Below are 13,556 nucleotides of genomic sequence, written 5' to 3'. Positions count from 1 at the left end.
GGTCCGGAGAACTCCTCCGGACCCGGCCCGTTCCTCAGCTCAGCGCGTGCTCGACGTCCACATCGGACAGTGCGGCCACATGCTCGGCCACCGCCCGATGCACCTCGGCCGCCAGCAGTTCCACCGTCGACGCCTCGAAGACGGCACTCACCGGCAGCTCCACCGGGAACCGCTCGCCCAGCAACGCCACCACCCGGGTCGCCAGCAGCGAATGCCCGCCCAGGTCGGCGAAGAAGTCGTCGTGCACGCCGACGCGTTCGAGGTCCAGCAATTCCCGCCACACCTCGGCGACGGCCTCCTCGACCGGGGTCCGCGGCGCGACGTACTCCTCCGTCGACCCCGCTTCCTCCGGCTCCGGCAACGCCGCGCGATCCACCTTGCCGTTGGGGGTGATCGGCAGTTCGCCGAGCCAGGACCACAGCGACGGCACCAGATGCGCGGGCACCCGGGCGAGCAGGAACTCCCGCAGCTCCCCCGCGTCAGGCCGCGAACCGGCGGCCACCACGTGCGCCGCGAGCACCCGGTCGCCGTCGCGTTCGTACGGCACCACCACGGCCGACCGCACGAGCGGATGCGCCGTGAGCGCCGCTTCCACCTCGCCCGGCTCCACCCGGAAGCCGCGGATCTTGACCTGCTGGTCGAGCCGTCCGAAGAAGGCGAACACCCCGTCCGGCCGGAGCGCGACCTCGTCGCCGGTGCGGTAGAGACGTCCGCCGCCGCCCGCCGGGTCGGGAACGAACCGTTCCGCGGTCAGCGCGGGACGGCGGAAATAGCCGCGCGCGACACCGGGACCGCCTAGCAACAGCTCGCCACGCTCACCCGGCGCGACCGGCACGCCGTCGGCATCGGCGACGTACGCGTGCGTATTCGCGATCGGCTTGCCGATGGGGATCGGCCCGGCGGTGTCAGCCACCGTCATCCCCCGGTGCACACACGCGAAAGTAGTGCACTCAGTCGGGCCGTAGCCGTTGCTCATCTCGGCCCCGAGTTCTTCGATCACCCGCCGCGCCTGCACCGGCGGGACGACGTCGCCGCCCGCGATGACGTGCCGCACCCCGGCGAGCGCGGTGACCCGGTCGTCGACCACGTGCCCGAACAGCCCGGAGCTGAGCCACACCGTGGTCACCCCGAACCGGCGCACCGCCTCCTCGACGGACGCCGCGGTGGGCACTCCCGGCGGCAGCACCGCCAGCGCCGCGCCAGTGGCGAGCGCGCCCCACAATTCGAAAGTCGAGACGTCGAAGCACAACGACGTGAGGAGCAGGAACACTTCTCCCGCCCCGAAATCGGCGAATCCGGAGCCGTGCACCAGCCGGACCACCCCGCGGTGGGTCACCTGCACGCCCTTCGGCAGGCCGGTGGAACCGGAGGTGTACATCTGGTAGATCAGGTTGTCCGGCGCCACGTTCGCGACCGGCGGCGTGTCCGGCCACCCGCTCAGGTCGGCCTCGTCGGCGAGCACGACCGTCGGCGCGGCCTGGACCCGGTCCGCCAGCGCCCGTTCGACCACCGCGACCGCCGCGCCGGAGTCGCCGAGCATGAACGCGAGCCGCTCGGGCGGGTAACCCGGGTCGAGCGGGACGTAATAGCCGCCCGCCTTGAGAATTCCGAGCATCGCCACCAGCAGCGTCGTCCCGCGCTCCAGGCACAGCGCGACCGGCTTCTCCGGACCGATTCCCTGTGCGCGCAACAGATGCGCGAACTGGTTGGCGCGCCGGTCCAGTTCGCCGTAGTCGAGCCGTTCGTCGCCGTACAGCACAGCCGTGGCCTCCGGCGCCGCGGCGGCGTACCGGGCGAACAGCTCGTGCACGCACAGGTCGGGCAGCGGCACGTCCGCGCCGCGTTCAGGCTGCAGGGTCATGAAGGCGTCCTCCCGCGTCGAACGGTTCCGACTGGAGCATGACCAGGGCGTCGCGCGCGTGCCAGAGACGAACGAGCAGACATGACCGCGAAGTCAGCGTCGCAGCGGCCACCGGTGCCCGAGCCACGCGCTCCACCCGAACACTCCGGCGAGCAGCGCTGCCGAAGCCGCCAGCAACGCCAGGTCAACCGGCAATGCCTCCGGATCCAGCGCGTCCGCGCGATGCACTGCGACGATGCCTGCCCGGTCCTCGACGACTACGACGGTTTCGCCGGCTTTCATCCGCGAAGTCACCGGCAGGTCCTCGACCAGCAGCGTGCCGTCCGGCCGGTCGACCCGCGCGGTGCAGGCAGGGTCGCCCTTGACTCGATGGCATTCGGACGACACGGCGATCGCGCGATACCGATCGCCGTGCGCGGCGACGTAGCCGACCGCCGTCATCCCGACGCAGACCAGGTAGAACGCCGTCAGCAGAAAGCCGCTGACAAGGAACCAGCCGCGTCCGGAGAACATGAACACCGCCGACGTCGCCAGAGCGGCGAGCAGGAGCCCGACGAGCAAGCCCGCAGCGGACGCCACCGAACTGGCGCTCACGAACCCCACCGCCGCCACCGCGCCGAGCACCATCACCGCGAGCCAGCACCACCCGGCACGCAGCGCGACCGCCCGACCGCTCACCGGAGCCGTACTCGGTGCGGAATCCCTTGCCACAACGGGCTTTTTCGTGGGCACGTCGGGAATGATGGCACGGCGGCCGCACAGCCGTGTGCCGATCGCGGATTACCGGCGAGCGTGCAGCCCCTCGGCCGGAGCCCGGAAGAACGACCGCACCGGCACCAGCAGGCCCGCGAGCGACAGCACCGCGAATACCACCGGATGCACGTGGTCCGTTCCCGGAGGCAGCCGGAACACCAGATGCGCCAGCCAGAACACCGGGTAGAACCACAGCGCGAACCACGCCCACCGCTCCCCCGCGCGGAACGGGACCACCGCGATCAGCCCGCCGAACAGCCCGAGCCCGGCCGTGGCAAGCGCGTCCGCGCGGTAGAGCAACGCGTCCCCGGCGGGCGGCGCGACGAGGACCACGATCCCGAACCCGAGAATTCCCCCGCTGACCGCCGTGAGGCAGAGCCAGCCGATCCGCATCGGCGCACCACCGCTCATCCGGCGAATTTACTCCGCCACCGCCGGTTTCGGGCGGGGCGAACTCGTTCTGCGGACAGGGGGCAGCGCTTCGTGTCGAGATGTCCGGCGAACCCGCTCCGCATTCGGACGATCGCCACGCGTGCGCATAGCGATCTGCCCATTCGCGTCAGCGCACCGCCGATCACCCCCGCACGCTCAGCCGTCCTTCTCCGGCAGCGCCCAAGCCAGCCGGTGCAACGCCTTCTTCACCGCCGCCACCGACAACCCGCGCTCATGCCGCTGGTTCTGGTACAGATCGGGTGCCAGCGGAGCCAGCAGCACGTCCGGCAGCGCGTCGTCCCGCAATCCCGCCTCGCGAACCTGCGCCGCCACGAAAACCCGCCAGAACCCGTACGCCCCGGTCTGATACCGCCGGGCCCCGGTCTCCGCGCCCAGCGCCAGCGGCAGATGCCGCTCCAGCAAATCGATCATCGCGTCGTAAAACGCCACCAGCCGCTCCCTCGGCGCGGCGCCCGGCCCGAGCGGCGGCGGCCCGGACAGCATCGCTTCCTGCAACCGGCGTTCGTGCTCGTCCAGCAGCGCGACCGCCACCGCGGCGACGCTGTCGTAGCGCCGGTACAGCGTCCCGCGGCCGACGCCCGCCGCCGCGGCCAGGTCTCCCATGGTGATGTCCGGGCCTCGCGTGGCGAACAGGTCCTCGGCCGCGGCGAGGATCCGCTGCCGGTTCGCCGCGGCGTCCGCCCGCTCCGTGACTGGCTTGCTGTTCACCCCGTCACTGTATCTGGACATCGTGTCCGGATCGAGTACAGTCATAAGTGGACATAGTGTCCACATGACGAATGGGGGTACACCATGCACTCGTTCCCGCTCGCCGGCCGCACCGTGGGCCGGATCGGCTACGGGACCATGCAGCTCGCCGGGCCGAAAGCGATGGGCGGGCCAGCCGATCCGGAGCGCGCCAAGGCAGCCGTCCGCGCGGCCGTCGACGCGGGCGTCCGGCTGATCGACACGTCCGGCTACTACGGGCCCGAGGTCGCGAACCGCCTGCTCGCCGAGGCGCTCCGGCCCTACCCGGACGATCTGCTCATCGCGACCAAGGTCGGCGCGCGCCGCAGCCCGGACGGCGGGTTCGTCGCCGACGCCGCGCCGGAGGCGGTCAAGGCAGCGGTCCGGGACAATCTCGCGCAGCTCGGCGTCGAGCGGCTTCCGTTGGTACACGCCAGGTTCATGCCCGACAGCACCGTGCCTTGGGCGGACACCGTCGGCGCACTGGCCGAATTGCGCGACGAAGGATTGCTCGAACACGTCGGCGTTTCGAACGTCACCGTCGAATTGCTGGACCAGGCGCGTGCGGTCACCCCCATCGCGTCCGTCGAGAACGAGTACCACGTCGGGCACGCCGGCGGCCGGGATGTCCTGGACGCCACCACCGCCGCCGGGATCCCGTATCTGGCGTTCCGCCCGCTCGGCAACGGAGCACTCGCCGGATCAGCGTCCCCAGTGGCCGAACACGCCGAGCGGCTTGGCGTTTCGGCGGCGACGCTCGCCCTCGCCTGGCTCCTGGACCTCGCGCCCAACGTCGCCGTCATCCCCGGCACGAGCGATCCCGGCCACGTCGCCGATCTGGTCGCCGCGCAGGAACTGGCCCTGCCGTCCGACGTGCGGCTCGCGCTCGGCGAGGCATGACGATGGGCTGGATCGCCGTCATCGCGGCCGGACTGCTCGAAATCGCCTGGGCGCACAGCATCCGCCTCACCGACGGCTTCACCAAACTTGTCCCGTCGCTCGTCTGCGGCGCGCTCACCGTCCTCGTGCTGTACGTGCTGAACCTCGGCATGAAGCACGTTCCGGTCGGGACGGCGTACGCGGTGTTCGTCGGGATCGGCGCGGTCGGCACGGCTGTCGTCGGGATCTTCTGGCTCCGCGAACCGGTGAGCCCTCCGCGAATCCTCGCGCTCGCGCTGATCGTCGGAGGTGTCGTCCTGCTCCAGCTGACTTCGCGGACCGCGTGACGTCCGAGCCGGTCCCGGCGCCTCCCTTACGGCCCGGGACCGGCCGGAGTTCCACCCTCTGGAACCGTTTCGGCTCATCGGGCGTCACCCGTCTGCCAGGATCGCCCACAGGCTGTTGCCCGCCGTCATCCGCCCGTGTCCGCGGGAGCATCGATCGTGCCCCGGCGACCGGCGGCCGAACACCCCGCAAGAGTGCCCTCCTAGGCCAGAAGAGGCACGCCGGACGGCTCCCGCCAGCCCGCGAGTGAATTCCCGCGAATCGTCTTGTCCGCGGAAAAGAATCCTCGCTAGCCTCGTGCGCAGAGGGAGAAAAGCCGAGCGATTCGCCCAGCCCGGGCGCGCACCGGCACAGTTCACCGCGCGCCGATCGGAAATCGCGTTTCCGAAAAGGGAGTACATGATGACGTCTGTTGCCCGTCCGGTTGCCCGCACCGCGTATCAGCAGTCGGTCGCCGACTACTGGAACGCCGAAAAGGATCCGGTCAATCTGCGCCTCGGCGACGTCGACGGGCTTTACCACCACCATTACGGCATCGGCGACTACGATCCGTCCGTCCTGACCGGACAGGGAGAAGCGCGGGACAAGGCGATCATCGCCGAGATGCACCGGCTGGAGACCGCGCAGTCGCAGTTCCTGTTGCAGCACCTCGGCGACATCGAGCCCGCCGACCGGCTGCTCGACGCCGGCTGCGGCCGCGGCGGCACGAGCGTGCAGGCGCATCAGCGGTTCGGCTGCCGGGTGGACGGGATCTCCATTTCCGAGCAGCAGGTCGAATTCGCCAACGAACAGGCCCGGTTGCGCGGAATCGACGGCGCGGTGCGATTCCATCTCCGGAACATGCTGGAAACCGGATTCGAAAGCGGCGATTTCGCCGGGATCTGGAACAACGAAAGCACGATGTACGTCGATCTGCACGAGCTGTTCGCCGAACACGCGCGGCAGCTCGCGCCGGGCGGCCGATTCGTCACGATCACCGGCTGCTACAACGACCTGACCGGCGGGCGTTCGCGCGCGGTGAGCCAGATCGACCAGCATTACATCTGCAATATCCATTCCCGCGGCGACTATTTCAAAGCGTTGACCGCCAACGGATTCGTCCCGATCAACGTGGTGGACCTGACCGAGGCGACGATCCCGTACTGGGAGCTGCGCGAGCAGTCGTCCGTCGCGACCGGCATCGAAGGGCCGTTCCTGACCGCCTATCGCGAGGGCAGCTTCCACTACCTGCTCATCGCCGCCGACCGCGTCTGACCGGGCGGGCCGACATGTCCGGAATCGCAGCGGTCCGCCCGGACCTCGCGGGCCCGTCCTCGCCGTGGACCGGCCCGGTCGGGCTGGGGACGTCGGCGGCGCGGATCGCGGCGCAGTTCGCGCCGCCGGGCGGGCAGGATCCGGCATACGCGGAGCGGGAATGGGGCGACGGCAGCGCATCGCCGCTGTACTGCCCGGCCGTGCGGCGGGAGGACGACACGCTCGCCGAGGAGGTGGACCGGAGGCTCGTCGCGTGGGCGCGGGATTGCGGGTTCGAAGGCGAAGGGCTGGACCAGATCGCACAGGCCGGATTCGGCAGGCTCGTGATGCTCGCCCACCCGGACTCCTCCGACCCCGACCGGCTGCTGATCGCCGCGCAGCTCAACGCGGTGTGGTGGGCGGCCGACGACTATTACGCCGACGACAGCGCCCTCGGCGCGTCGCCGACCGAACTCCCGCCGCGGCTGGCGCTGGTGATGGCCGCGATGGACCCGGTCGCTCCCGCCGGCGAGTTCTCCGAGCCGCTGGAGGAGGCGCTGCGGGCCGACCCGATCCGGGTCGGGTTCCGCTCGGCGGTCGACCACCTCGGCAGGCACGGTTCGCCGGTGCTGGTCCAGAGGGTGTGCTACTCGACCTTCGCGATGTTCGTCAGCTGGGGCGCCTACGCCGCGTGGCGCCACACCGGCCGCTATCCCCCGGCCTGGGAGTACCTGGCCGCCCGCCAGCACGACAGTTTCTACACCTCGATGACCCTCATCGACGCCGTCGGCGGGTACGAACTGCCCGCGCCGTTCTACTACGACCCGCGCGTGCGGGAGGCGATGATGCGCGCGGGAACCGCCACGGTGCTGGTCAACGACCTCCATTCGGTGGCCAAGGACGCGGCCGACGAGAACCCGGTCTGCAACATGGTGCTCCAGATCGCCGCCGACCGGGGCTGCCCGGTCTCCGAGGCGGTCGAGACCACGGTCGCGCTGCACAACCGGATCGTGCACGAGTTCGAGGAGGGGCACCGGGCCCTGCTCGGGATCCCGTCGCCGGAGCTGCAGCGCTTCCTCGCCGGCGTCCGCGACTGGATGGGCGGCGGCTTCGAATGGCACGCCACGAACCCTCGCTACCGATCCTGACCCCACAACCCTGATCCCAGGCTTTCGCTACCCAGACAAGGTGGTTTCGCTGTGACTGTCACCGATCCGGTCGACTCCGCGGACGTGGAAGACTCCGAACCCTTGAGCCTAGGCCGCGCAGCGGCGCGGCAGCTGGCCACGACCACGAAGTCCGTGCCGCAGATGCAGAGCATCAGCTCGCGGTGGCTGCTGAAGGTGCTGCCGTGGGTCGAGGTGTCCGCGGGCACGTACCGCGTCAACCGGCGGCTGTCCTACACCGTCGGCGACGGCCGGGTCACGTTCGCGACCAGCGGCTCCGAGGTCCGGGTCATCCCGGCCGAACTCGGCGAGCTCGCGCCGCTGCGCGGATTCGACGACGAGGCCGCGCTGAACGAGCTCGCCGGCCGGTTCGAACAGCGCGAGTACCAGCCGGGCGACGTGCTGGCCGAATTCGGCAGCCGCGCCGACCAGGTGTTCCTCGTCGCGCACGGCAAGATCACGAAGGCGGGCGTCGGAGCCTACGGCGACCAGACCGTGCTCGGCACGCTCGTGGACGGCGACTACTTCGGCGAGAACGTGCTCACCAGCTCGGACGGGATCTGGGAGTTCACCACGAAGGCGGTCACCGCGGTGACCGTGCTGTCGTTGTCGCGCCAGGAATTCGAAGGCGTGCTGAACCGCTCGGAAACGCTGCGCGCGCACCTCGACGCCTTCGTCGAGGGCGGTTCCGCGGCCCGCAACGAACACGGCGAAGCCGAGATCGCCCTTTCCGCCGGGCACGACGGCGAACCCCAGCTGCCGGGCACCTTCGTCGACTACGACACCTCCCCGCGCGAATACGAGCTGAGCGTGGCGCAGACCGTGCTGCGGGTCCACAGCCGGGTCGCCGACCTCTACAGCGAACCGATGAACCAGACCGAGCAGCAGTTGCGGCTCACCGTCGAGGCGCTGCGGGAACGGCAAGAGCACGAACTGGTCAACAACCCCGATTTCGGCCTGCTGCACAACGCCGAATTCGACCAGCGGGTGCCCACCCGCACCGGCCCGCCGACACCGGACGACTTCGACGAGCTGCTCTCGCTGGTCTGGAAAGACCCCGGGTTCTTCCTGGCGCATCCGAAGACGATCGCCGCGTTCGGGCGGGAATGCAGCAAGGCGGGGATCTACCCCGGCTCGGCCGACCTCGGCGGCCACCAGGTGCCCTCGTGGCGCGGCGTGCCGATCCTGCCGTGCAACAAGATCCCGGTCACCGAGACCCAAACCAGCTCGGTGCTGCTGATGCGGACCGGCGAGCAGGCCCAGGGCGTGGTCGGGCTGCACCAGACCGGGCTGCCGGACGAGTACCAGCCGGGCCTCAACGTGCGGTTCATGGGCATCAGCGAGCAGGCCATCCTGTCCTACCTGGTCTCGGCCTACTATTCCGCCGCCGTCCTCGTGCCCGACGCGCTCGCCGTGCTGGAAGCCGCCGAAATCGGCCGGGAGGGCTGAGCCCGGTGCCCGTCACGGAACAGCAGGAGCAGCAGCTTTCCCTCGGCGTCAAGGCGGCCCGCACCCTCGCCACGACCACCAAATCGCGGCCGCAGATGCGCTCGATCACCCCGCGGTGGCTGCTGTCGCAGCTGCCGTGGGTCGAGGTGCCCGGCGGCAGCTACCGGGTCAACCGGCGGCTCACCTACACCGTCGGCGACGGCAAGCTGAGCTTCTTCCAGACCGGAGCGCAGGTGCGGGTCGTCCCCGCCGAGCTCGGCGAAATCGAGCTGCTGCACGGCTTCGGCGACGAAACCGCGCTCGGCGCGCTGGCCGACGCGTTCGAACAGCGCGAGTACGAGGCGGGCAGCACGCTCGTCACCGCCGGGGAACCGCTGAACCAGCTCGTGCTCGTGGTGCACGGCAAGGTCACCCGGCACGGCGAGGGGCAGTACGGCGCGGAAACCCTTCTGGGCACCAGCACCGACGGCGACCATTTCGGCGGCGAACTCCTCGCCGGGGACGACGCCACCTGGGGTTTCACCGCGCGCGCCGCCACCAGGGTGGTCGCGCTGGCGCTGCCCGCCGGGTCGTACGCCCGGCTCAACGGCAGGCTCGATTCGCTGCGCGCGCACGTGGCGCGGGCCGCGTCCCGGCCGCGGAAACCGCAGAACCGCAAGGGGGAAGCGAACATCGACCTGTCCGCCGGCCACGACGGCGAACCGGTCCTCTCCGGCACCTACGTCGACTACGAACCCTCGCCGCGCGAGTACGACCTCGCCGTGGCGCAGACGGTCCTGCGGGTGCACAACCGGGTCGCCGACCTGTACAACGACCCGATGAACCAGCTCGAACAGCAATTGCGGCTCACTGTCGAGGCGCTGCGGGAACGGCAGGAACACGAACTGCTCAACAACCCGGATTTCGGGCTGCTGCACAATGCCGACCTCAAATGCCGGATCACCACCCGCACCGGTCCGCCGACGCCGGGCGATCTGGACGAACTGCTCTGCCGCCGGCGCAAAACGCGCTTGTTCCTCGCGCATCCGCGGGCGATCGCGGCGATCGGGCGCGAATGCACGAGGGCCGGGGTTTATCCGGAGCCGGTCGTGGTGGACGGGAAACGCGTCACCGCGTGGCGCGGGGTGCCGATCCTGCCGTGCGACAAAATCCCGGTCAGCGAAGCGGGCACCACGTCAGTGCTCGCAATGCGCACCGGGGAGGACGACGCGGGCGTCATCGGATTGCGGCCGAAATCCCTCGCCGACGAATACCAGCCGGGATTGAACGTGCGGTTCATGGGCATCAACGACCGCGCTGTTTCGTCCTATTTGGTCAGTGCTTATCACTCCGTCGCGGTCCTCGTGCCGGACGCGCTGGGGGTCCTGGACGACGTCGAGGTCGCCCGGGCCTGAGCCGCGGCGGAGTCCGCCGGAAGCCGTGCGCTTCCGGCGAACTCCGGCGGATCAGCGGTAGATGTGCTTGTCCGGCAGGCGGACGGTCACGAACCCGTTGGCGAAGTTCGCCTCCACCTGTGCGGATTCCTGGGCGTCGGGCATCGCGTTCTTGCACGTGATTCCCGGGCCGTGCCCGGACATCAGCTCCGAGCAGGGTCCCTCGTAGTGGTCGGGAAGGCCGAGGTTGTGGCCGATCTCGTGGGCGATGATCCGGGTCGGGTCGTTGCCTTCGGCGACCTGCTGGGTGTCGATGTAGATGTCGCCGGTGCCGTGCCCGTCGGTCTGGGTGTAGGAACCGCCGCCGGTGGTCTCGTGCATGACGATGGTCGCGGCGCCGCCGCTGTTGAGGTGGACGTTGTGCACCGAGTTGTTCCAGTTCGCCGCGGCCTGGGTGGCCTCGGCCTGGTAGTCGGGCAGGCCGCTGGCGTCGTAGTACAGCTCCACCGCGTCCAGCGGCGCGGCGGTCGCCGCCCCGGCGCCGGTCAGCGGCAGCACCAGCGCGGCGGCCGCGCAGGCGGCCATCCGGCCAAAGCGTTGCAGGGTCATGGTTTTTCCTCTCCGCACGAGGTTTTCCGGGTCGGGGTCAGCTTCCGATCTGCTGCTGGATCCAGGACGAGTACTGGGCGATGCCGGTGTAGAGGGTGCTGGTGGCGCATTCGCCGCCGTTGTCGCCGGGGCCGTGGGTTTCGCCTACCAGCGTCCAGCTCCCGGTGGTGCCGACGATCGCGGGGCCGCCCGAATCGCCGTGGCACGCGGAATGCGAGTAGTCGCCGGAGATGCAGACGTCGCCGGACCCGCCGCCGCCTTCCGCGCACGCGCTGCTGTCGAGGACCTGAAGGTCGATCTGCTGCAGGGTTTGCGGCGTCTGGCAGTTCGGCCAGCTCGTGCAGCCCCAGCCGAGCAGCCGCGCGCCCGTTCCCGGCGACGGGTTGCTCTGCGCCATCGCGACCGGCGCGGACTGGGCGGGCTGGCTCAGGTGCATCATGGTGAGGTCGGTGCCCGGGTTGGTGGTCACGTTGTCGATCTGGCCGACTTCGCCGGAGTTGATGTCAGTGGAGCCGATCCGCGCCTGCGAGGCGTATCCGCAGTGGTGCGCGGTGATGATCCACTGCGGTGCGACGAGGCTTCCGCCGCAGCCGTTGTCCAGGGACACCATGAACGAGTAGGTTTCGGTGGCGTCGCCGCCTCCGATGATGGCCGGCTGCGCCGCGACCGCCGGTGCGGCGACCCCGAACAGCAGGGCTGCCGCGCCCATCACCGTCAGCATGATTTTCCGCATCGCTTTCCCTTCCATAGCAGCCATTCCCGCCAATCGCGGGAGTGGAGTTCGGCCGGGGATACGGCCGGGACTTCGCGGGCGCCGGGCCCGCGACGGAAACCACAGAGTCCCAGGGCCGCCGGAGCGCGAACACCGTCGAAAGGAGGGATACGCCGCGGACGCCGAACCGTGCGCGACGGCACGAACCTCGATTACCGGGATGAACCGAACGCGGAATATGTCGTTCCGGTTCGGCGTCTTCGCTGTTCAACGAGCCGCTAATGGAGAGGATGCGGGGAAGAACGCACTTCCGTTCAGCGGACGGCGCGCACCACTGAACAGCAAAGCCGAACCGGATTCGCGACTTTCGTGGGTATAAGCGATTGCCAAGGATCCCTAAACTGCGAATTGCGCCCGCTTTAGCTGACCGCGGTGCGCCATCGTCCTATTCGCAAGAAACGGAGATGTGCATGATCCCAGCACTCAGTCAAAGACTCGGCGGACGCGGCGGTATCGCCTTCGCCGCGGCGGTTCTGGCCGCTGGATCAGTTTTCGCCGCCTCGGGCGCCGCGGCCGCCCAGCCCTCGACGGCGCCGCTGAACGCGAGAGCCGCGACCGCCATGTCCGCCAGCATCGCGAAGTCGCTCGGCGACCGCACCGTAGGCTCGTACTACGACCAGCACAGTTCCAGCCTGACGGTCACCGTCACCGACCAGGCCGCCGCCGACCAGGTCCGCGCGGCGGGCGCGACGCCGAAGTTCGTGAAATACCGTGCCTCGCAACTGAAAGCCGTCACCGCGGACCTGGCCCGCTCGGCCAGCGTCCCCGGCACCGCGTGGCGCGTCGACCCGCGAACCGGCCAGGTGCTCGTCACCGCCGATTCGACGGTCACCGGAGCGAAGCTCTCCCAGGTGACCAACGCCGTGCACCGCTTCGGCGACAAGGCCCGTTTCGCCCAGACGAAAGGCAAACTGCGCCCGCTGATCAGCGGCGGCGACGCGATCTGGGGCCAGGGCCTGCGCTGCTCGCTGGGCTTCAACGTGCACACCTCGAGCGGCCAGGCAGCGATCCTGACCGCCGGGCACTGCGGCGTGGCGACCAACGACTGGTGGGCAGACCAGGGCAACTCGCAGCACATCGCCAGCACGTCCGGCGCGAACTTCCCCGGCACTGACTATTCGTACGCCACCTACGACGCCGGCGTCGACGCCCCGAGCGCCGTGAACACCGGCCAGCAGATCACCGCCGCCGGCGACGCGACAGTCGGCGAAACCGTCACCCGCAGCGGCTCGACCACCGGCGTGCACGACGGCCAGGTCACCGCGCTGGACGCCACGGTGAACTACCAGGAAGGCAGCGTGAGCGGCCTGATCGACACCACGGTCTGCGCCGAACCCGGCGACAGCGGCGGCTCGCTCTTCGACGGAGCCACCGCACTGGGCCTCACCTCCGGCGGCAGCGGAGACTGCAACTCCGGCGGAGAAACCTTCTTCCAGCCGGTTCCCGCCGCACTGAGCGCCTACGGATTGGTTCTGCCGTAAGGCTCTTCGGTTCCGTCTTTCCGTGAGGGGAACCCTGAGGGACTCTGATTCCCTCGGGTTCCCCTCACGTCCATCCGGCGGCCGTGAGGGGCCCCTTCACGGACCTAAATTCCCTCAAGGAGCCCTTCACGGCCCGCCCCCGCACCGCCGCCGATGCACCCAATGTGGCGTTCGGTGCGTCCCACGCACCCAATGCCACATTGGGGCCGCTAGCCCTCACCTGTCACCCACCCGCCACCAGCGAACCCACCCCACTAACCACCCAAACCCCGCGCCCCACCACCCCAACCGCAGCCGCGCTCCCTAACTCTCCACCAGACAAGAGCCCCGCGCCCACCTGCCCAACCGCACCCGCGCTCCCCAACCCACCAAGGCAGCCACACTCCCCCGCACCCCGATACGAAGCCAAAAACGCGGCGCGGGGGTGCTTGTCAAGGCATCTTTCCTGCCTTGACA

Annotated in this window: 13 protein-coding genes; 7 read left to right on the top strand and 6 right to left on the bottom strand. The window is 69.8% G+C overall.

The features are described from left to right. Positions 1 to 34: 34 nt before the first annotated feature. The 4 genes from ACWGIC_RS42455 to ACWGIC_RS42440 all read right to left on the bottom strand — a co-directional run bounded on the left by ACWGIC_RS42455 (position 35) and on the right by ACWGIC_RS42440 (position 3,820). Positions 35 to 1,861, bottom strand: coding sequence for an amino acid adenylation domain-containing protein (locus ACWGIC_RS42455; RefSeq protein ID WP_452081606.1), 1,827 nt, complete (start codon positions 1,859 to 1,861; stop codon positions 35 to 37). 93 nt (positions 1,862 to 1,954) lie between these two features. Beyond that, positions 1,955 to 2,539, bottom strand: coding sequence for a hypothetical protein (locus ACWGIC_RS42450; RefSeq protein ID WP_452081605.1), 585 nt, complete (start codon positions 2,537 to 2,539; stop codon positions 1,955 to 1,957). Between the two features lie 102 nt (positions 2,540 to 2,641). Beyond that, positions 2,642 to 3,025 carry a hypothetical protein gene (locus ACWGIC_RS42445; RefSeq protein ID WP_452081604.1) on the bottom strand — a complete coding sequence of 128 codons (384 nt, stop codon included), beginning with the start codon at positions 3,023 to 3,025 and terminating at the stop codon, positions 2,642 to 2,644. A gap of 177 nt (positions 3,026 to 3,202) precedes the next feature. Further along, positions 3,203 to 3,820: a TetR/AcrR family transcriptional regulator gene (locus tag ACWGIC_RS42440; protein ID WP_452081603.1), complete on the bottom strand. Its 618-nt coding sequence runs from the start codon at positions 3,818 to 3,820 to the stop codon at positions 3,203 to 3,205. Between the two features lie 39 nt (positions 3,821 to 3,859). Here ACWGIC_RS42440 and ACWGIC_RS42435 point away from each other — a divergent pair, with 39 nt between their 5' ends. From ACWGIC_RS42435 to ACWGIC_RS42410, 6 genes are all read left to right on the top strand, one after another. Next, complete coding sequence (locus ACWGIC_RS42435; RefSeq protein WP_452081602.1) at positions 3,860 to 4,693, top strand: aldo/keto reductase; 834 nt, start codon at positions 3,860 to 3,862, stop codon at positions 4,691 to 4,693. Further along, positions 4,690 to 5,019 carry a DMT family transporter gene (locus ACWGIC_RS42430; RefSeq protein ID WP_452081601.1) on the top strand — a complete coding sequence of 110 codons (330 nt, stop codon included), beginning with the start codon at positions 4,690 to 4,692 and terminating at the stop codon, positions 5,017 to 5,019. The genes ACWGIC_RS42435 and ACWGIC_RS42430 overlap by 4 nt, the downstream gene beginning before the upstream one ends. Before the next feature lie 400 nt (positions 5,020 to 5,419). Next, the gene (locus ACWGIC_RS42425) at positions 5,420 to 6,271 is read left to right on the top strand and encodes a geranyl diphosphate 2-C-methyltransferase (RefSeq protein WP_452081600.1); all 852 of its coding nucleotides are present in this window, start codon (positions 5,420 to 5,422) and stop codon (positions 6,269 to 6,271) included. A 14-nt stretch (positions 6,272 to 6,285) separates the two neighbouring features. After that, complete coding sequence (locus ACWGIC_RS42420) at positions 6,286 to 7,398, top strand: family 2 encapsulin nanocompartment cargo protein terpene cyclase (RefSeq protein ID WP_452081599.1); 1,113 nt, start codon at positions 6,286 to 6,288, stop codon at positions 7,396 to 7,398. 51 nt (positions 7,399 to 7,449) lie between these two features. After that, positions 7,450 to 8,865, top strand: a complete 1,416-nt coding sequence (locus ACWGIC_RS42415; protein ID WP_452081598.1) for a family 2B encapsulin nanocompartment shell protein — start codon at positions 7,450 to 7,452, stop codon at positions 8,863 to 8,865. After that, entirely contained in the window at positions 8,862 to 10,259 is a 1,398-nt protein-coding gene (locus ACWGIC_RS42410) for a family 2B encapsulin nanocompartment shell protein (RefSeq protein WP_452081607.1), read from the top strand. Before ACWGIC_RS42415 ends, ACWGIC_RS42410 begins: the two co-directional genes overlap by 4 nt. Before the next feature lie 51 nt (positions 10,260 to 10,310). Here ACWGIC_RS42410 and ACWGIC_RS42405 read toward each other — a convergent pair whose 3' ends face one another. Together ACWGIC_RS42405 and ACWGIC_RS42400 are read right to left on the bottom strand one after the other, a co-directional pair. Then, positions 10,311 to 10,847, bottom strand: coding sequence for a snapalysin family zinc-dependent metalloprotease (locus ACWGIC_RS42405; RefSeq protein WP_452081597.1), 537 nt, complete (start codon positions 10,845 to 10,847; stop codon positions 10,311 to 10,313). A gap of 37 nt (positions 10,848 to 10,884) precedes the next feature. Continuing rightward, on the bottom strand, positions 10,885 to 11,580 hold the full coding sequence (locus ACWGIC_RS42400) for a S1 family peptidase (protein ID WP_452081596.1): 696 nt from the start codon (positions 11,578 to 11,580) through the stop codon (positions 10,885 to 10,887). A gap of 449 nt (positions 11,581 to 12,029) precedes the next feature. Between ACWGIC_RS42400 and ACWGIC_RS42395 the strand changes: the two genes are divergently transcribed. Next, a complete protein-coding gene (locus ACWGIC_RS42395; RefSeq protein WP_452081595.1) occupies positions 12,030 to 13,100 on the top strand; it encodes a S1 family peptidase in 1,071 nt (356 codons plus the stop codon). Positions 13,101 to 13,556: the final 456 nt, after the last annotated feature.

Source organism: Amycolatopsis sp. NPDC054798 (assembly GCF_053611505.1).
Note: the sequence above shows the minus strand (reverse complement) of the source record. Positions and strands in the feature narration are given on the sequence as shown.